Source organism: Thiomonas sp. DCM-2 (assembly GCF_056820905.1).
This window is the reverse complement of sequence record NZ_CM165962.1, coordinates 350,605-367,172: the sequence shown is the minus strand read 5'-3', so window position 1 is coordinate 367,172 and position 16,568 is coordinate 350,605. Positions and strand designations below refer to the sequence as shown.

Here is a 16,568-nt window from a genome sequence, read left to right as displayed (position 1 = left end):
TCATGATGAAAAAATTGATCGCAACCCTTGGCCTCGCCCTTGGCATTTTCGCCATGCCCCTGCTGGCACAGGCGCAGGCAACCGCGCAGCAAAGCCGCATGGCGCAGTGCAACAAGGACGCTGCCGGCAAGACCGGTGAAGCCCGCAAGGCGTTCATGAAGGACTGTCTGGCGTCCAAGCCGGCCGCTGCTGAAGCCGCCAAACCGGCTGCCAAAGAGCCTGCCAAGACTGAAAAGAAGGCGGCTGTCGAGGGCAAGAAGCTGACCCCTCAGCAAGAAAAAATGTCCTTCTGCAGCAAAGACGCCAAGGCCAAGGGCTTGAAGGGCGAAGAGCGCAAAAAGTTCATGAGCGAATGCCTGCGCAAGAAGTGAGCACGAACTGACGCCCCGGCGCGTCGTTCTGCCTGATGTTCGAACGCACCTCCGGGTGCGTTTTTATTGGCCTTGACCGAAGCGACGGACGCGGCAATGCCCGGCTATTGCTGGATCACGGAATACTGCGTCAGGCCCAGGTTCTGCAATTTTTGCAGCAACCCGGCATCAGGCGAACCGTTCAACGGCCCGACCTGCACCCGATAGAACATCTGGCCTCGGATATATCCGGGTACGACGAGAACGCCATCGATCCCTGCAGCCTGCAGACGTGCCTTCTCGATCTGGGCGTTGACCTCCTGGGTAAAGGCCCCGGTCTGCACAAAGGTCTGGGGCGTGTAGGTCTGCACCATGGCTGGCTGCCGAGCGTCCGCGCTGGCGGTCTGGGTCGAAGCGATGGAGTCGCCAGGCAGGGTCAGCGCGGGCTGGGGCATGGGTGATTGTTGTTCTACTCCAGAAGGCGGCTCGCGCATCGGCGCTGACGGGGCGCTGGCCTGAGTTGTCGGCGTGGTCAAGGGCGGAAGAACCTGCAATTCGATCGGCGCCGGTGCTGTTGCAGGCTGCGTGGACGCCACTTGCGCAGGGGGCGACTGTGCAAACTGCTCGGGCGCCGCGACATCCTGGTCCTTGGCGTTTTCGCGCCCAGGCGGGACGGCTGCGGCCCTGCCGTTCGGCACCATGGGCTGGCTCTGCATGGCCGTCTGCAAGGGGGCATTCGCCCCTTCGGGCAGCGCAACGATGCGCACCTGTGCAGTTCCCGTCCGGGTGACACCCAGGGCGGCTGCCGCGCCCATCGACAGGTCAAGGATGCGGCTGCTGACGAATGGACCCCTGTCGTTGACCAGGACCAGCGCACTCAGTCCGTTGTCCAGATTCGTCACCTGGACACAGGTCGGCAAGGGCAGCACACGGCTTGCCGCAGAAAAGTCGCGCGGATTGAACCGCGTGCCCATCGAGGTTGTCGCCCCGGACTCCCAGCCGTACCAGGATGCGGTGCCCACTTCCTCGTAACCGTCCGCAGTGCGCAACGGAGTATAGGTGCGTCCCTTGACGGAGTAGGGTCGGTTGTAGGCTGCGCGCAAATTGGGCGGCGGAGCGTGACAACCCGATTGCGCATTGACCACCTCCCCGCCGCCCGTGGTGCGGGGCGGCGCACTGGCGCAGCCCGCCAAGGTGAGGCTGAGCACGGCGGCGCCCCAGAACGCTGCGTCGGCCCGTGCCTGGCCAACGAGAAAAACCCAATGCCGCCGAGATGGACTCTGATTTGCACCCATCGTTTTCTCCGCTTTGCACCCATGCTAACGGAGCGCCTGTGCAATGCCGCGCCTCAGAATGACAACAGCCCGCAGAGCGGGCTGTTGTGTCACATGTGTGGACAGCTGCGTCGGGTGAACCGACCAGGCAGGTTCCGAGCAAGGTTCAGTGGGCGCGCCCACGCAGACGTCGAATCGCGGCAAGCTGCGCGGCCAGCATGGCGAGCTCGCCTTCAACCACGGCAACATCCTGCACATCCTTGGCATGGGCCCGCGCGTCCTGCGCGGCCTTGAGGGCCTCGTTGGCCTTGGCCTCGTCGAGATCCTTGCCACGAATGGCGGTATCTGCGAGCACGGTGACACGCTTGGGCTGCACTTCGAGAATGCCACCGGCCACGAAGATGAACTCTTCCTTGCCGCCAGCGGCATTGGCCTCGGCCAGCTCGATACGCACCGAGCCAGGCTTGATACGGGTAATCAACGGTGTGTGGCCGGGCAGAATGCCCAGTTCACCCGATTCGCCCGGAAGGGCGACAAAGCGCGCCTCACCGGAGAAGATCGATTCTTCGGCACTGACGACGTCGACATGGATGGTGTTCATGGCTTCAATCCGGAACGTGATGCGGGTTCAGTCACTGGCTGCGTGCAGTCTGCGGGACAAACGCAGCCAGGCGGCAACGCTTCAGGCTCACAGGTTTAGTTGAGTTTCTTGGCCTTCTCGAAGGCTTCGTCGATGGTGCCGACCATGTAGAACGCTTGCTCGGGCAGCGCGTCGCATTCGCCGTTGACGATCATCTTGAAACCGCGGATGGTTTCCTTGAGCGGCACATACTTTCCGGGCGAGCCGGTGAACACTTCGGCCACATGGAAGGGTTGCGACAGGAAACGCTGGATCTTGCGAGCACGCGCCACAGCCAGCTTGTCTTCCGGCGAGAGTTCGTCCATCCCCAGAATCGCGATGATGTCGCGCAGTTCCTTGTAGCGCTGCAGAATGCCTTGCACTGCGCGGGTGGTGGAGTAGTGCTCTTCGCCGATGACGTTGGGGTCGATCTGGCGGCTGGTGGAATCGAGCGGGTCAACCGCGGGGTAGATGCCCAGCGAGGCGATGTCACGGCTCAGCACCACGGTGGCGTCGAGGTGGTTGAAGGTGGTCGCGGGCGACGGGTCGGTCAAGTCATCCGCCGGGACGTAGACGGCCTGGATGGACGTGATGGAACCGGTCTTGGTGGAGGTGATGCGCTCCTGCAGTTTGCCCATTTCGTCAGCCAGCGTCGGCTGATAGCCCACGGCGGACGGCATGCGTCCGAGCAACGCGGACACTTCGGTTCCGGCCAGGGTGTAACGATAGATATTGTCGACGAAGAACAGAATGTCGCGGCCTTCGTCGCGGAAGCGCTCGGCCATGGTCAGGCCGGTGAGTGCCACGCGCAGTCGGTTGCCCGGGGGCTCGTTCATCTGACCGAACACCATGCCGACCTTGTCGAGCACGTTCGAGTCCTTCATTTCATGGTAGAAGTCGTTGCCCTCGCGGGTGCGCTCGCCCACACCGGCAAATACCGACAGACCGCTGTGCTGCTTGGCGATGTTGTTGATGAGTTCCATCATGTTCACGGTCTTGCCCACACCGGCACCGCCGAACAGGCCGACCTTGCCGCCCTTGGCAAACGGGCAGACCAGATCGATCACCTTGATGCCGGTCTCGAGCAGGTCGACCGAAGGCGACAGGTCATCGAACTTGGGTGCGGCCTGGTGAATCGAGCGACGCTCGTCGGTGGCGATCGGACCGGCTTCGTCGATCGGACGGCCCAGCACGTCCATGATGCGGCCCAGCACGGCCGGTCCCACCGGAACCTGGATGGACTTGCCGGTGTTGTTGACCAGCATGCCACGACGCAGGCCATCGCCGGAACCCATGGCAATGGTGCGCACCACGCCGTCGCCGATCTGCTGCTGCACCTCGAAGGTCAGACCGCGTTCAGCCAGGCTGCTGTCGTTGTTGTCTGCCAGCACCAGGGCGTCATACACCTTGGGAATGGCGTTGCGGGGAAACTCGATATCGATCACAGCGCCGATGCACTGAACGATTTTGCCTTGCGCTTGAGCCGTCGTCATATTGCTCTCCAATGGTTTGAATTCGGTTGGCCGGGTTGAGGATCGGGACTTGACCCGATCAGACCGCAGCGGCTCCGCTCACGATTTCCGAAAGTTCTTTGGTAATGGCAGCCTGGCGGCTCTTGTTGTAGACGAGCTGCAACTCACCGATCACGCTCTTGGCGTTGTCCGAGGCGGACTTCATCGCCACCATCCGAGCCGATTGTTCGCAGGCCATGTTCTCGGCCACGGCCTGATAGATCAGTGCCTCGATATAGCGCACCAGCAGTGCATCGATCACCGGCTTGGCGTCTGGCTCGTAGATGTAGTCCCAGCTGTGCGAGCGTTCCTCTCCGGCCTTGACGTCCAGTGCATTTGCAGGCAGCGGCACCAGGGGCTCGATTTCCGGGGCCTGCTTCATGGTGTTCACGAAGCGACTGAACGCCAGATACACCGCGTCCAGCTTGCCATCCTGGTAGGCGTCGAGCATGATTTTCACTGGCCCGATCAACTTTTCCAGGTGTGGCTTGTCGCCAAGCTGCACAGCGTGCGAGGTGAGATTCATGCCGAGACGCTGCAGGAATTGCATGCCCTTGTTGCCGATGGCGCAGCACTCGATCTGCACTCCGGCAGACTGCCATTCCTTGATCTTGCCCAGCGCCATGCGGGTGATGTTGGTGTTCAACCCGCCGCACAGCCCCTTGTCGGTGGTGACCAGGATCAGGCCGACGCGCTTGATCGGCTCGCGCTTGATGAGAAAAGGATGGGTGTACTCGGGATTGGCCTGACGCAGATGACCAGCAATGACACGCACCGTGTCGCCGTAAGGACGCGCTGCGCGCATGCGCTCCTGCGCCTTGCGCATCTTGGAGGCCGCCACCATCTCCATCGCCTTGGTGATCTTGCGCGTGTTTTGCACGCTCTTGATCTTGACGCGCACTTCTTTCATTCCAGCCATTGCATTACTCCTGGGTCAGACTGGGCAGGGACGTCCCTGCCCCGCCCCGTCCGTTTTCGTGGAATGAATTAATACGCGCCATTTTTCTTGAATTCGGCGATTGCTTCCTTGAGCTTGGCCTCGTCATCCTTGGACAGATCCTTGGATGATTCGATGCTCTGCACAAGTGCGGCGTGCTTGGTCTGCAGATGGTCGTGCAAGCCCTTCTCGAACGGCAACACCTGCTTGACATCGATGTCATCCAGATAGCCATTGTTCACCGCATACAGCGAAGCAGCCATCTGCCAGACCTGCGCCGGCTGGTATTGGGGCTGCTTGAGCAGTTCGACCACGCGGCGGCCGCGCTCGAGCTGCTTGCGGGTGGCTTCGTCGAGGTCGGAAGCAAACTGCGCAAACGCGGCCAGCTCGCGGTACTGCGCCAGGTCGGTCCGAATACCGCCGGAGAGTTTCTTGATGATCTTGGTCTGCGCCGCGCCGCCCACGCGCGACACCGACACGCCCGCATTGATGGCGGGACGCACGCCGGCGTTGAACAGATCGGTTTCCAGGAAGATCTGGCCGTCGGTGATCGAAATGACGTTGGTCGGGACGAATGCGGACACGTCGCCCGCCTGGGTTTCGATGATCGGCAGCGCGGTCAGCGATCCGGTCTTGCCCTTCACCGCCCCATTGGTGAACTTCTCGACATAGTCGGCGCTCACGCGGGCGGCACGCTCGAGCAGGCGGCTGTGCAGATAGAACACATCGCCCGGATAGGCTTCGCGGCCCGGCGGGCGGCGCAGCAGCAGGGAGATCTGGCGATACGCCCAAGCCTGCTTGGTCAGATCGTCGTAGATCACCAGCGCGTCTTGACCACGGTCGCGGAAGTATTCGCCCATGGTGCAGCCGGCATAAGGCGCCAGATACTGCATGGCAGCGGAGTCGGATGCGGAGGCGGCGACGACGATGGTGTATTCCATCGCGCCGAACTCCTGGAGCTTGCGCACTACGTTGGCGATGGTCGAGGCTTTCTGACCGATGGCAACGTAAATACAGATCAGGTCCTTGCCCTTCTGGCTGATGATCGAGTCGACGGCCACTGCAGTCTTCCCGGTCTGGCGGTCGCCGATGATCAATTCGCGTTGCCCACGGCCGACGGGCACCATGGCGTCAATCGCCTTGATCCCGGTCTGCACCGGCTGCGACACCGACTGGCGCCAGATCACGCCAGGAGCGATTTTTTCGATGGGGTCGAGCTGCTTGGTGTCCACGGGGCCTTTGCCATCGATGGGCACACCCAGAGTATTGACCACACGGCCAATCAGCTCGGGGCCGACCGGCACCGACAGGATTTCACCTGTGCATTTGACCGTGTCGCCTTCGGAGATTTGCTCGTAGGGGCCGAGAATCACCACACCAACAGAGTCGCGTTCGAGGTTGAGCGCCAGGCCGTAGGTGTTGTTCGGGAATTCGAGCATTTCGCCCTGCATCACGTCGGACAGGCCGTGAACCCGCGCAATACCGTCGGTCAGGGACACGACCGTGCCCTCGTTGCGGATATTGGCACTGGCGCCAAGACCTTCGATTCGGCTCTTGATGAGTTCGGAAATTTCTGCGGGATTGAGTTGCATGGGAGCCTCTAAGACTTTAAGCGGTGAGAGCGACTTTCATCTGCTCCAGCCGGGCGCGAACCGAGGTATCGAGCACTTCGTCGCCGACTGCGACACGCACCCCCCCGATGAGCGACGGATCGATTTCCACTGTGGCGTGCAGCTTGCGGCCGTATTTGCGTTCCAGCGCCTGCAGCAGGCTGTCGAGCGCTTCGCCCTCAAGCGGAAAGGCGCTGGACACCACCGCTTCGACCTTGCCTTCCGCCTCGTCCTTGAGGACGCGAAACTGCTCGGCGATTTGCGGCACGGCGGCCAGACGATGATTTTCGGCGAGCATGTCGACCAGGTTTCTCAGCGCGGGTGGCACGGTGCCGGGCACCGCGCCCAGGATCAGGTCGGACAGCTGGCGCGCAGAGACCTTCGGACTGCCCACGACCTCACGCAAGGCGGGAGCCGAAGTGATCTGTGCAATCTGGTCGAGCAGGTCGGCCGCCTGCGCGAGCGACCCGCCTGTTTCGCGCACGGCGGCAAAAGCGGCTTCGGCATAAGGACGGGCAATGGTGGCGAGTTCAGCCATGGTGCGCTCCGATTACAGCTCAGCCTTGAGCCGATTCAGCAGATCGGCATGCACCTGCGGATTGATCTCGCGGTGCAGGATGGCCTCTGCACCTTTCACCGCCAGCGCAGCGACCTGATCGCGCAATTGCTCGCGCGCCTTGACGGCTTGCTGTTCGGCTTCGGTCTTGGCCTGGGCAACGATGTTGGCCCCGACCTCCTCCGCCTTCTTGCGCGCCTCTTCGATCACGGCTTGTGCACGGCGCTCCGCGTCAGCCAGGCGTCCTGCACTTTCCTGATGCGAACGCGCAAGCTCTTCTTCAACCTTGCGGTTGGCAGAGGCGAGCTCGGATTTGGCACGATCGGCGGCAGCCAGACCGTCAGCGATTTTTGTTGCGCGTTCATCGAGAGCCTTGACGATGGGTGGCCACACGAATTTCTTCGTGAACCACGCCAGCAGCAAGAAAACGATGATCTGCGCAATGAGTGTTGCGTCCAGATGCATGGCGCTAACCTTTGCTTCAGATGGATGAACTGTTCGTTGAAGACATCAGGCGATGCTTACTTCAGCACGAACGGGTTGGCGAAGGTGAACATCATGGCCAGACCCACACCGATCAGGAAGGCGGCGTCGATCAGACCAGCCAGCAGGAACATCTTGGTTTGCAGTTCATTCATCAGCTCGGGCTGACGCGCAGCGGATTCGAGGTACTTGCTGCCCATGATGCCGATGCCGATACAGGCACCGTTGGCGCCCAGGCCAATGATCAGGCCAGCGGCCAAAGCGACATATCCGAGAACGTGTTCCATGCTTGCTCCTAGTGAGTTGAAGTGGTGAAAAGAGAAAAAAGAAAGTCAGAAGGGGTTAATGATGGTCATGCGCCTGACCGATGTACACCAGGGTCAGCATCATGAAAATGAAGCCCTGCAGCACAATGACCAGCAGACTGAAGATCGACCAGGCCAGACCTGCTGCAATGTTGCCGAAGAACAGCGCCCAGCCGGTCAGGCTGCTCAGCCCGGCCGCGCCCATCAGGGCGATGATCATGAACAGGATCTCTTCGGCATAAAGGTTGCCGAACAACCGCATGCCATGCGAGAGCGTCTTGGCCAGATATTCCAGGATCTGCATCGCGAAATTCAGCGGCCACAACAGGAAGTGATTGCCGAATGGCGCAGTGAACAACTCATGCACCCAGCCGCCAATGCCCTTGATCTTGATGCCGTAGTAAAGACTGAGCAGCAGGATGGTGATGGACATCCCCAGCGCAACCGACAGGTCCGCCGTGGGCACCACGCGCAGATAGACATGCTCCGGGTTCTCGCCGCCGTGCAACATCTGCCACAGCCGGGGCAGCAGATCGACCGGCAACAGGTCCATCAGGTTCATCATCACGATCCAGACGAAGGAGATGAACGCCAGCGGAGCGACAAATTCGCGGGATTTGGCGTTGCGCACGATGCCGCGGGCCTGCTCGTCAACGAACTCGACCAGAAATTCGACCGCAGCCTGCATGCGCCCCGGCTTGCCGCTGGTCATGTTCTTGGCCACGCGCCACAGCACATAGCACGCAATCACACCCAGCAGGACCGAGAACACCACCGAGTCGATGTCGATGATGCCGAAATCGACGACCCCGGCACGCGGACCGCTGGTCCAGTGGGTCAGGTGGTGAACGATGTACTCGCCTGCGGTGATGGTGTGTTGTTCTGCGGACATGGTCGACTAATTTTTGAGTGCCGCCTGCGCGACACGACTTGAATGGATCAGGTAGCGCAGCGGGCTTTCTTGCCGCGCAGAATCAAGGCAACCCAGTACACCTGCAGGGTCACAACGATCGCAATCAGCATGGCCGCCCAACTCAGCGGCTGCACGACGCGCGGCGCAAAAAACAGGAGCACGATGGTCAAGCCAATTTTCAACAACTCGCCCAGCGCAAATCCGTAAACGGCAACGCCAGGCTTCAATTTGGACAGCCAGAGCTGAATGGACAACGCAAACAAGGCAGACGGCAGGGCAATGATGCCCGCGCCATACAGCGCAGAAAACACCACAGGCCATTGACCTGCCGAAAAAAACCAACTGGCCAGCGCCACCACCAAACCCACGACAACCTGCAACACCACCACGCGCCAGACAGAGACCTGGGGCTTGCGCAACAGCAGGCTCTGCACCTCGGCGCGCGTCATCGGCGCCGCAGCCGGAGCATCTTCCTGGTCTTGCCAGGGATCGGTGGATTGCACAGTGTGGTTCAAAGCAGGAGCGCCCGGGTTGAAAACAGCCCTATGCGTCGAAACGCAGCGTAAAAGTGAACAGTCTGGATCGAGCGCCTTCAAACTGATGACACCCAGCAAACGCCAAGGTTGTTGCTGCGGGTAACAATTCGCACGAAGCTCAAACGGCGAAAGTATAGGGGAAAGTCGATGCTGCGCCAGTTTTTTTCTTGCCCGCACACTTAACATTGTGTCGAGTCAAGCTTCCGCACCCGCCTGGCCGCCTGCTGCATCGACCGCGGCATTTGCTCTGGCGCATCGTCGCGTCCGATCCTGTTGGAATCCATGATGAATGCTCTTCTGGTTTTTTTACATCTTGTCGCGGCCGTCACCTGGATGGGTGGTATGGGGTTCATCCTGTTCGCCATGCGTCCGGCGGCATTTGCCACGCTGCAGGCGCCGGCACGGCCACAGCTCATCCTGTCCAGTCTGCAGCGCTTCTTTCCCCTGGTCTGGATCAGCATCGCCGTGATCCTGGTCTCGGGGCTGATCATCATGCTGCAGGTCGGCTTTGCGCGCGCGCCCATCGGCTGGCACATCATGTTCGGCATTGGTCTGGTCATGATGGCGGTTTTTGCGCACATATTTTTCGCCCCCTTCCGGCGCGCACGACGGGCCGCAGCCGCGCAGGACTGGCCCGCAGTGGGGCGGTCGCTGGAAACGATGCATCCTCTGGTCGTGCTCAACTTCACTCTCGGATGGATCGCGATCGCGGCCTTGCTGTTCTGGCACTGATCAGGACATCAGCCGCGTGAGGGCATGCCACACCCTGTCGGGCGGAATCTGGTTCAGGCAACGGAGATGGCCCAACGGGCAGGTGCGCTGAAAGCAGGGGCTGCAGTCAAGCTGCAGCCACAGCGTGGCGCTGCGGTGCGCCGCGGGCGGGGTGTGGCGTGGATCGGTCGAGCCGTAAACACCAACGGTCGGGCGCTCCAATGCGGCGGCGACATGCATCAGACCGGAGTCGTTGCTGACCACACCGCTGCTGCTGGCGAGCAGGGCGATGGCTTCGTCCAACCTCGTGGCGCCGCAGAGATTCACGCTTCCCGGGGCCCGGGCGGCAATGGCATCTCCGGCAACCGCATCGCGCGGGGCGCCCAGCACGGCCACGCCGTAGCCCGCCTGCTGCGCCAGCGCCGCGAGTGCGGCGTAATGGGCGACGGGCCATTGCTTGGCGGGGCCGTATTCAGCGCCGGGGCACAGGGCAATCCAGCGTTCAGGGAGTCCGAACCGCTGGCGCGCTTCGCTTGCCGCCTGAGACGGGATCGACAAGGTCGGCTCCGGTACCGGAAGGTCCGGCGCATCGGCGGCAACACGGGCCAGCGCGGCGTAATGCTGGCGCATATCGGGCCGGGCGGAGGGCGCGTCTGCCGGGATGCGGCACGACAGCGGGGACAGCGCCAGCGGCTCTCGCGGCCGCGAATTGCCGTGCGACGCTGCTGACTTGTGGATGTCGGTCAGCAGCAAGCCCCTGGCCTCGCCCACATGGCCGATGCGCCGCGGAATGCGCGCCAGCCAGGGCACAAGCCGTGCCTTGAGGTTATTGCCGAGGATATAGGCCCGCTCGAATTGTTCTTGACGGAACTGCGTGGCGAGGCGCTGGCGCAGTTTCAAATCGAGCTTGCCGTGCGCGAACGGGGCTTCGATCACCTCGGCCACTCCCGGCATGGCGCGCAGCACCGGCGCCACGGACGGCAAGCCGAGTGCCGTGATGCGGTCGCCGCGGGCAGCGAGCAGCGCAACCAGGGGTTGCGCCATCACCGCGTCCCCGATCCACTGCGGCGCGATCAGCAGGACACGGTGCATCCCGGGAGTGCTCACACCTCCTCAGTGACCGTGAACCACTTCACCTTCCGCCAGTCGGTAGCGCGTGCCGCAATAGGGGCAGGCGACCTCACCGTGCGTCACGTCGAGAAACACCCGCGGGTGGCTGCTCCAGATCGGCATGTTCGGGTTCGGGCAGTAGGCGGGCAGATCCTTGGCCTTGAGTTCGACCACGGGCATGTCGGGTTTGGGAATGGCGCTCATGAGCAGGTCTCGGTCAGTGAAGAAAGTCGGCGTCAGACTGCGGACAGCCAGTTCGCGTACTTGGGATTGCGCCCGCCGACGATGTCGAAAAAGGCATTCTGGATGCGTTCGGTGATGGGGCCACGGTGGCCAGGGCCGAGGGCAATGCCGTCAAGCTCGCGAATGGGGGTGACTTCGGCTGCGGTGCCGGTGAAGAAGGCCTCATCGCAGATATAGACCTCGTCGCGGGTGATGCGCTTTTCCTTGATGGTCAGGCCCAGATCCTCGCAAATGGCAAACACCGTCTTGCGGGTGATGCCGTTGAGTGCGCCCGAGGACAAGTCCGGGGTGTACAGCACGCCGTCGCGAATGACAAAGATGTTCTCGCCTGCGCCTTCGCTGACGAAGCCCTGCGGGTCGAGCAGCAGCGCTTCATCGTAGCCATCGCCGGTCACTTCCAGGTTGGCGAGGATGGAGTTGGTGTAGTTGCTCACCGCCTTGGCGTTGACCATGGTGATGTTGACATGATGGCGGGTATAGCTGCTGGTCTTGACGCGGATGCCTTTTTTCATGCCCTCCTCGCCGAGGTAGGCGCCCCAGGGCCAGGCGGCGATCATCAGGTGGATGGTGTTGCCCCGCGGGGAAACGCCGAGCTTCTTGTCGCCGATCCAGGTCAGCGGACGGATGTAGCAGGAGTCAAACCCGTTGGCACGCACCACGTCGATCTGCGCCTGCATGGCCTGCTCGAGGGTGAAGGGGATGTCCATGCGCAGAATCTTGGCGCTGTTGAACAGGCGCTCGGTGTGCTCGCGCAGGCGGAAGATGGCCGTGCCCTTGTCGGTCTTGTAGGCACGCACGCCCTCGAACGCGCCGCAGCCGTAGTGCAGGGTATGGGTCAGCACATGCACCTTGGCATCACGCCATTCGACCAGCTGGCCGTCCATCCAGATTTTGCCGTCGCGATCGGACATCGAAGTGGGCATGACCATGATGTGTTGTCTCCGGGAGGTAAACCTCTGATTCTAGGAGCCCGCACGGCTTCCTGTCGCGGTGCCGCGCGCAACGTCGCACAGATGTCACTCACGTGACATTCCTGTCGGCTAAAGTCACAACATCACCATTGGAGACTCCGCATGCAACGACGCGAATTTCTGCAACACACGGCGATGACCGTGAGCGCTCTGGGCCTGGTCAACCTGGCCCATGCCGAGGCACCAGACGTCGAGGCGCTTTATGCCGAGGCGAAAAAAGAGGGCAAGGTCGTGATGTACACCTCGGTGCCGACCTTTCTGCTGTCGCGCTGGAAGACCTTGTTTCAGGCCAAGTACCCGGGCATCGATATCGAATTCTTCCGCAGCGGCACAGGCAAGGTGCTGGCCCGTGTCGAAACCGAAAGCCGCGCTGGCAGCCTGGGCGGCGACCTTGTCTGGCTGGCCGATCCCACCACTTTCAACGGCATGATCGCGCAAAACCTGCTGCTGTCCTACGAGCCGCCAGAGTGGAAGCACATCACCCTGGCGAAAAACCCGCAGGGTTACTTCGTTGCCGGTCGCGTGCTGGTGGGCTGCCTGCTGACCAACCCCAAGGCCGGCGGCGCTGCAGTCAAGAGCTTTGCCGATCTGGCCAATCCCGCGATGAAGGGCAAGATCTGCATCGCCTCGCCGCTGATCTCCGGCTCGACCAACATCATCGACGGCGCCTTGTGGAAAGACCCGCGTTTCGGCTGGAAGTATTTCGAAAAGCTGAAGAAAAACGAGGTCCTGGTCCTCAATGACGTACCCGACGTGGCGCGCGCCGTGGCCAGCGGCGAGCGCGCAGCCGGCATCTCGCTGAGTCTCTACAAGTATCAGCCCGAGTTCGCCAACTCGCCCATGCAAGTGGTGCTGCCGACCGAGGGCGCCATTCCCATCGCCTCGCCGCTGGGCATTTTCGCCAAGGCGCCGCACCCCAACGCGGCAAAGCTGTTCTATCGCTTCCTGCTGTCGCCGGTGGCGCAGACGGTACTGTCGGAGGCGGGGATCTATCCGGCGCGCACCGACGTGCCCGCCCCCAACGGCCTGCCGGACTTTGCCCAACTCAAAAAGCTCCTGCCTGATTTCGCCTGGATCGAGGCGCATCAACGCGAGAACCAGGCGCAATGGCGCGAACTGTTCGGCGGCTGAGCCGCGTCGCGGGGCTGGGAACGCACGATACCCGACAGGCGCCGCCGGGGGCACGCGTTGCGCTCTCGGCGCGGCGCGCCCCGATCGCGGTGGCCGCCGCGCTGGCGGTGCTGGCCGTTCTCGGCCTGCTCGTGTTCAGCGCCCTGGGGTTCTGGGAATTGCTGCACACCGCGTTCCAGTCCGCCACTGGAGCCTGGTCGCTCCACCCGCTGCAGCAGGCGCTGACCCAGCGCTACATGATCCTGGGGCCGCTGCGCAACTCGCTGCTGCTGGCCGTCCCCGTCGCCCTGGCTGCCACGGTGCTGGGCGGACTGCTGGCCTGGCTGGCGACGCGCACCGACCTTCCCGGCGGGGGCTGGCTGCTGCCCCTTGTGGCCCTGCCGCATGTCATTCCGGGCTTCCAACTCGCCAGCGCCTGGGTGGAAATTTTTTCGCACGGCGGCCTGTGGCATGCAGCGCTGGGCCTGCAGGCGCCGCTGTCGGCCTATGGCTACGCGGCCATCGTCGTGGTCATGACGCTGCACCTGATGCTGTTTCCTTATCTGCTCGTGGCCTCGAACCTGCAAGCCGCCGACCCGGCGCTGGAAGAAGCCGGTCGCATCGCCGGGCTGGCACCGACAAAAGTGTTCGTACGCATCACCATGCCGCTGGCACGCCCGGCGCTGCTGGGCAGCCTGCTGCTGGTGTTCGCCTATGTGATGGAGGAGTTCGGCATCCCCAGCCTGCTGGGCACGCCCAGCGGCTTTGACACGCTGACCACGCGCATCTACGGTCTGGCGACCACGCCGCCGCTGGACTTGTCGGGGGCCGCGGTGCTCGCACTGGGGCTCGGGCTGATCGCGCTGGGCGTGCTGTGGATGCAGTTGCGGCTGCTCGCCGGATCGCGTCTGGAAACGCTGGCGGGCAAGGCCAGCCGCCAGAGCCGGGTTCGGCTCGGAAGCTGGCGCTGGCCGTTGGCCGCTCTGGTCTGGGCGGCGCTTCTGGCCGTGGCGCTGGCGCCGTTTGCCGCACTGATTCTGGTCAGCCTGCTCGACAGTTGGGGGCAGGGCTACGACCCGAGCCACTGGACCGGGCAGCGCTACGCCGAATTGCTGCGCAGCGAGGAACTGCGCCGCGCCGTGCGCAATACGCTGAGCCTGGCACTGGGCAGCGCCGTGGTCGGCACGGCGATCGCCGTGGTCATCGCCTACGCCGCGCAGCGGTTTCGCCAGCGCCTCGTCGGGCGGCTTGCGCTGCTGGCCGATCGGGTGAGTTTTGTCGCCTTCGCCGTACCCGGTCTGGTCATCGGCCTGGCGCTGATTCTGGCGTTCAGCGGCGGCTGGCTGCCGCTGTACGGTACGCCGTGGATTCTTCTGGTCGCGTACACCTTGCGCTTTTCCGGCGTGGGGGTGCGCACGGTCGCGGCACGGCTGAGTCAGATCGGCATCGAACTGGAAGCGGCTGGGCAGGTGGCGGGGCTCTGTCGGCTGCGCATCCTCTCGAACATCGTCCTTCCCCTGCTCGGCCCGGCGTTGGTGGGCAGCGCTGTGCTGATCTTTGTCAACGCCGTGAAGGAAATTTCCGCCACCAGTCTGCTGGCCTCGCAGGGCAGCGAAACGCTGGCGTACGAAGCCTATGTGCGCTTTCAAGAGGGCAATTACACCCAGGGCAGCGCGGTCAGTGTGGTGATGATCGTGCTGGTCATCGCCGTGCTGCTGGCGGGACGACTGCTGGGACGCTCCAGGCCAACAGGAACCACGACATGACCACGATTCACATGGAACGGCTGGCAAAGTCTTACGGCGATCAGCCCGTGCTCCATGAACTCTCGCTGGAGGTGCGCGCCGGTGAACTGCTCACCTTGCTCGGCGCCTCCGGCAGTGGCAAGACCACGCTGCTGCGCATCCTCGCCGGACTGGAGCGCGCCGACACCGGACGCGTCGTGTTCGGCGACACCGTGGTGCAGGATGGCGCGACATGCCTTGCGCCGCAGAAACGCGGCCTGGGTATGGTGTTCCAGAACTACGCGCTGTGGCCGCACCTCGACGTCCAGGGAAATTTGGCGCTGGCGCTGCGCGAGCAGGGCCTGCCCCGGGCCGACATCACGCAGCGGGTGGACGAGGCGCTGCAAACCGTGGGCCTCGCGGGCCTGCAGCGCCGCGCCATTCATCAGCTCTCGGGCGGGCAGCAACAGCGCGTGGCTCTGGCCCGGGCTCTGGTGGCGCGCCCCAGGGTGCTGCTGATGGACGAGCCGCTGTCGAATCTGGATGCCGGGCTGCGCGAGCAATTGCGCGATGAAATCCGCACGCTGCAGCAGCGTCTGGGCATCACCACAGTGTTCGTCACCCACGACCAGACCGAGGCCCTGGCCATTTCCGATCGCATCGCCCTGCTGCACCAGGGACGGCTGGTCGAGCTGGGCTCGCCGGATCAGGTCTACACCAGGCCGCAGAGCCCGTACGCCGCGCACTTTCTGGGCAAAGCCAATGTGCTCGACGGCCATGCCGCGGCCGAAGGCTGGGCCCGCGTCGGCCAGACGCGGCTGCGCCTGGCGGCGCCGTCAGGCTCGGGGGCGCTGCAGATTCTGATTCGCCCCGAGGCGCTGAGTTGGGCGCAGGGCCAGCAGGACAACGTGGTGGACTGCAGCATCGCGCAGGTCCACATGCTGGGGCCGCTGCGCGAATACACGGTGCAGGCCGACAGCCTGGGCTGCAGCATGGTGCTTCTCGAACCCTCGGCGCTGCCACCGCGCAGCGGCAGCGCCCGAGTTCATCTGCCACCCCAGGCGCTGCGCGCCTGGAGCGATGCTGACGCTGCGCAACCGCCGTCTTACAACACAGCCAGCGCCGCGTCGTAGTTGGGCTCGTGGGCGATCTCGCTGACCAGCTCGGTGTGCAGCACGGTGTTGTCGCGGTCGAGCACCACCACGGCGCGTGCGCACAGTCCGGTAAGCGGACCACCCGCGATGCCCACGCCGTAGGCCTGGGCGAAGCTGCGATCGCGCATCTCCGAGAGGTTGACCACCTTGTCCAGCCCTTCCGCGCCGCAGAAGCGCGCCTGGGCGAACGGCAGGTCGGCGGAGATGCACAGCACCACGGTATCAGCCTTCTCGGAGGCGCGGGCATTGAAGGCCCGCACCGACTGCGCGCAGGTGGGCGTGTCGATCGACGGGAAGATGTTGAGCACCTTGCGCTTGCCTGCATAGTCGGCCAGCGTGCGGTCGGCGAGGTCTTTGTCGGTCAGGCGGAAGTCTGGCGCCTTGCTGCCTTTGGCTGGCAATTCGCCGCTGGTGGGTACCGGGTTGCCGTGCAGGTGGGTGGTGGCCATGC

Annotated in this window: 19 protein-coding genes; 5 read left to right on the top strand and 14 right to left on the bottom strand. The window is 63.3% G+C overall.

Going from position 1 to position 16,568, the window contains the following annotated elements; genetic code table 11:
• The first annotated feature begins 2 nt into the window (after positions 1 to 2).
• Positions 3 to 371 carry a PsiF family protein gene (locus AC1ZQA_RS01835; protein ID WP_482678143.1) on the top strand — a complete coding sequence of 123 codons (369 nt, stop codon included), beginning with the start codon at positions 3 to 5 and terminating at the stop codon, positions 369 to 371.
• Between the two features lie 104 nt (positions 372 to 475).
• On the opposite strand, the gene AC1ZQA_RS01830 is transcribed toward AC1ZQA_RS01835, so the two are convergent.
• The 10 genes from AC1ZQA_RS01830 to AC1ZQA_RS01785 all read right to left on the bottom strand — a co-directional run bounded on the left by AC1ZQA_RS01830 (position 476) and on the right by AC1ZQA_RS01785 (position 9,280).
• Positions 476 to 1,645, bottom strand: a complete 1,170-nt coding sequence (locus AC1ZQA_RS01830) for a septal ring lytic transglycosylase RlpA family protein (RefSeq protein WP_482678142.1) — start codon at positions 1,643 to 1,645, stop codon at positions 476 to 478.
• Between the two features lie 145 nt (positions 1,646 to 1,790).
• Entirely contained in the window at positions 1,791 to 2,225 is a 435-nt protein-coding gene (locus AC1ZQA_RS01825; protein ID WP_482678141.1) for a F0F1 ATP synthase subunit epsilon, read from the bottom strand.
• A 95-nt stretch (positions 2,226 to 2,320) separates the two neighbouring features.
• Positions 2,321 to 3,736 carry a F0F1 ATP synthase subunit beta gene (gene atpD, locus AC1ZQA_RS01820; RefSeq protein WP_482678140.1) on the bottom strand — a complete coding sequence of 472 codons (1,416 nt, stop codon included), beginning with the start codon at positions 3,734 to 3,736 and terminating at the stop codon, positions 2,321 to 2,323.
• 58 nt (positions 3,737 to 3,794) lie between these two features.
• Entirely contained in the window at positions 3,795 to 4,673 is an 879-nt protein-coding gene (atpG, locus tag AC1ZQA_RS01815) for a F0F1 ATP synthase subunit gamma (protein WP_482678139.1), read from the bottom strand.
• Between the two features lie 68 nt (positions 4,674 to 4,741).
• Positions 4,742 to 6,283 carry a F0F1 ATP synthase subunit alpha gene (atpA, locus tag AC1ZQA_RS01810; RefSeq protein WP_482678138.1) on the bottom strand — a complete coding sequence of 514 codons (1,542 nt, stop codon included), beginning with the start codon at positions 6,281 to 6,283 and terminating at the stop codon, positions 4,742 to 4,744.
• Positions 6,284 to 6,299: 16 nt separating this feature from the next.
• On the bottom strand, positions 6,300 to 6,839 hold the full coding sequence (locus AC1ZQA_RS01805; protein ID WP_482678137.1) for a F0F1 ATP synthase subunit delta: 540 nt from the start codon (positions 6,837 to 6,839) through the stop codon (positions 6,300 to 6,302).
• A gap of 12 nt (positions 6,840 to 6,851) precedes the next feature.
• Positions 6,852 to 7,322, bottom strand: a complete 471-nt coding sequence (locus tag AC1ZQA_RS01800) for a F0F1 ATP synthase subunit B (protein ID WP_482678136.1) — start codon at positions 7,320 to 7,322, stop codon at positions 6,852 to 6,854.
• Between the two features lie 56 nt (positions 7,323 to 7,378).
• The gene (atpE, locus tag AC1ZQA_RS01795; protein WP_013107156.1) at positions 7,379 to 7,627 is read right to left on the bottom strand and encodes a F0F1 ATP synthase subunit C; all 249 of its coding nucleotides are present in this window, start codon (positions 7,625 to 7,627) and stop codon (positions 7,379 to 7,381) included.
• Between the two features lie 55 nt (positions 7,628 to 7,682).
• A complete protein-coding gene (gene atpB, locus AC1ZQA_RS01790; RefSeq protein WP_482678135.1) occupies positions 7,683 to 8,537 on the bottom strand; it encodes a F0F1 ATP synthase subunit A in 855 nt (284 codons plus the stop codon).
• 47 nt (positions 8,538 to 8,584) lie between these two features.
• A complete protein-coding gene (locus AC1ZQA_RS01785) occupies positions 8,585 to 9,280 on the bottom strand; it encodes an ATP synthase subunit I (protein ID WP_482678134.1) in 696 nt (231 codons plus the stop codon).
• 99 nt (positions 9,281 to 9,379) lie between these two features.
• On the opposite strand from AC1ZQA_RS01785, the gene AC1ZQA_RS01780 reads away from it, so the two are divergent.
• A complete protein-coding gene (locus AC1ZQA_RS01780) occupies positions 9,380 to 9,826 on the top strand; it encodes a CopD family protein (RefSeq protein ID WP_482678133.1) in 447 nt (148 codons plus the stop codon).
• Here the strand turns inward: AC1ZQA_RS01780 and waaF are convergent, their stop codons facing one another.
• The 3 genes from waaF to AC1ZQA_RS01765 are packed head-to-tail and all read right to left on the bottom strand — an operon-like array spanning position 9,827 to position 12,087.
• Positions 9,827 to 10,897 (bottom strand): lipopolysaccharide heptosyltransferase II, encoded by a 1,071-nt coding sequence (waaF, locus tag AC1ZQA_RS01775; protein WP_482678132.1) that lies wholly within the window; start codon positions 10,895 to 10,897, stop codon positions 9,827 to 9,829. It abuts the gene before it with no gap.
• Between the two features lie 21 nt (positions 10,898 to 10,918).
• Positions 10,919 to 11,119: a zinc-finger domain-containing protein gene (locus AC1ZQA_RS01770; RefSeq protein WP_482678131.1), complete on the bottom strand. Its 201-nt coding sequence runs from the start codon at positions 11,117 to 11,119 to the stop codon at positions 10,919 to 10,921.
• 32 nt (positions 11,120 to 11,151) lie between these two features.
• Positions 11,152 to 12,087: a branched-chain amino acid transaminase gene (locus AC1ZQA_RS01765; protein WP_482678130.1), complete on the bottom strand. Its 936-nt coding sequence runs from the start codon at positions 12,085 to 12,087 to the stop codon at positions 11,152 to 11,154.
• Positions 12,088 to 12,231: 144 nt separating this feature from the next.
• On the opposite strand from AC1ZQA_RS01765, the gene AC1ZQA_RS01760 reads away from it, so the two are divergent.
• Genes AC1ZQA_RS01760 through AC1ZQA_RS01750 form a run of 3 tightly spaced genes read left to right on the top strand, consistent with a single transcriptional unit; the run spans position 12,232 to position 16,096 of the window.
• Complete coding sequence (locus AC1ZQA_RS01760; protein WP_482678129.1) at positions 12,232 to 13,260, top strand: extracellular solute-binding protein; 1,029 nt, start codon at positions 12,232 to 12,234, stop codon at positions 13,258 to 13,260.
• The gene (locus tag AC1ZQA_RS01755; RefSeq protein ID WP_482678128.1) at positions 13,236 to 15,005 is read left to right on the top strand and encodes an ABC transporter permease; all 1,770 of its coding nucleotides are present in this window, start codon (positions 13,236 to 13,238) and stop codon (positions 15,003 to 15,005) included. The genes AC1ZQA_RS01760 and AC1ZQA_RS01755 overlap by 25 nt, the downstream gene beginning before the upstream one ends.
• On the top strand, positions 15,002 to 16,096 hold the full coding sequence (locus tag AC1ZQA_RS01750) for an ABC transporter ATP-binding protein (RefSeq protein ID WP_482678127.1): 1,095 nt from the start codon (positions 15,002 to 15,004) through the stop codon (positions 16,094 to 16,096). Before AC1ZQA_RS01755 ends, AC1ZQA_RS01750 begins: the two co-directional genes overlap by 4 nt.
• Here AC1ZQA_RS01750 and tpx read toward each other — a convergent pair.
• Complete coding sequence (tpx, locus tag AC1ZQA_RS01745; protein WP_482678126.1) at positions 16,069 to 16,566, bottom strand: thiol peroxidase; 498 nt, start codon at positions 16,564 to 16,566, stop codon at positions 16,069 to 16,071. The genes AC1ZQA_RS01750 and tpx overlap by 28 nt on opposite strands.
• Between the last annotated feature and the right edge of the window lie 2 nt (positions 16,567 to 16,568).

Excerpts from the sequence above, each read along its gene's own strand:
- atpG (WP_482678139.1), bottom strand. The coding sequence starts at position 4,673 with ATGGCTGGAATGAAAGAAGTGCGCGTCAAGATCAAGAGCGTGCAAAAC.
- atpA (WP_482678138.1), bottom strand. The coding sequence starts at position 6,283 with ATGCAACTCAATCCCGCAGAAATTTCCGAACTCATCAAGAGCCGAATC.
- atpE (WP_013107156.1), bottom strand. The coding sequence starts at position 7,627 with ATGGAACACGTTCTCGGATATGTCGCTTTGGCCGCTGGCCTGATCATT.
- AC1ZQA_RS01830 (WP_482678142.1), bottom strand. The coding sequence starts at position 1,645 with ATGGGTGCAAATCAGAGTCCATCTCGGCGGCATTGGGTTTTTCTCGTT.
- AC1ZQA_RS01750 (WP_482678127.1), top strand. The coding sequence starts at position 15,002 with ATGACCACGATTCACATGGAACGGCTGGCAAAGTCTTACGGCGATCAG.
- AC1ZQA_RS01760 (WP_482678129.1), top strand. The coding sequence starts at position 12,232 with ATGCAACGACGCGAATTTCTGCAACACACGGCGATGACCGTGAGCGCT.
- AC1ZQA_RS01835 (WP_482678143.1), top strand. The coding sequence starts at position 3 with ATGATGAAAAAATTGATCGCAACCCTTGGCCTCGCCCTTGGCATTTTC.
- AC1ZQA_RS01785 (WP_482678134.1), bottom strand. The coding sequence starts at position 9,280 with ATGTTAAGTGTGCGGGCAAGAAAAAAACTGGCGCAGCATCGACTTTCC.
- atpB (WP_482678135.1), bottom strand. The coding sequence starts at position 8,537 with ATGTCCGCAGAACAACACACCATCACCGCAGGCGAGTACATCGTTCAC.
- AC1ZQA_RS01805 (WP_482678137.1), bottom strand. The coding sequence starts at position 6,839 with ATGGCTGAACTCGCCACCATTGCCCGTCCTTATGCCGAAGCCGCTTTT.
- atpD (WP_482678140.1), bottom strand. The coding sequence starts at position 3,736 with ATGACGACGGCTCAAGCGCAAGGCAAAATCGTTCAGTGCATCGGCGCT.
- waaF (WP_482678132.1), bottom strand. The coding sequence starts at position 10,897 with ATGCACCGTGTCCTGCTGATCGCGCCGCAGTGGATCGGGGACGCGGTG.
- AC1ZQA_RS01770 (WP_482678131.1), bottom strand. The coding sequence starts at position 11,119 with ATGAGCGCCATTCCCAAACCCGACATGCCCGTGGTCGAACTCAAGGCC.
- AC1ZQA_RS01765 (WP_482678130.1), bottom strand. The coding sequence starts at position 12,087 with ATGGTCATGCCCACTTCGATGTCCGATCGCGACGGCAAAATCTGGATG.
- AC1ZQA_RS01755 (WP_482678128.1), top strand. The coding sequence starts at position 13,236 with ATGGCGCGAACTGTTCGGCGGCTGAGCCGCGTCGCGGGGCTGGGAACG.
- AC1ZQA_RS01825 (WP_482678141.1), bottom strand. The coding sequence starts at position 2,225 with ATGAACACCATCCATGTCGACGTCGTCAGTGCCGAAGAATCGATCTTC.
- AC1ZQA_RS01800 (WP_482678136.1), bottom strand. The coding sequence starts at position 7,322 with ATGCATCTGGACGCAACACTCATTGCGCAGATCATCGTTTTCTTGCTG.
- tpx (WP_482678126.1), bottom strand. The coding sequence starts at position 16,566 with ATGGCCACCACCCACCTGCACGGCAACCCGGTACCCACCAGCGGCGAA.
- AC1ZQA_RS01780 (WP_482678133.1), top strand. The coding sequence starts at position 9,380 with ATGAATGCTCTTCTGGTTTTTTTACATCTTGTCGCGGCCGTCACCTGG.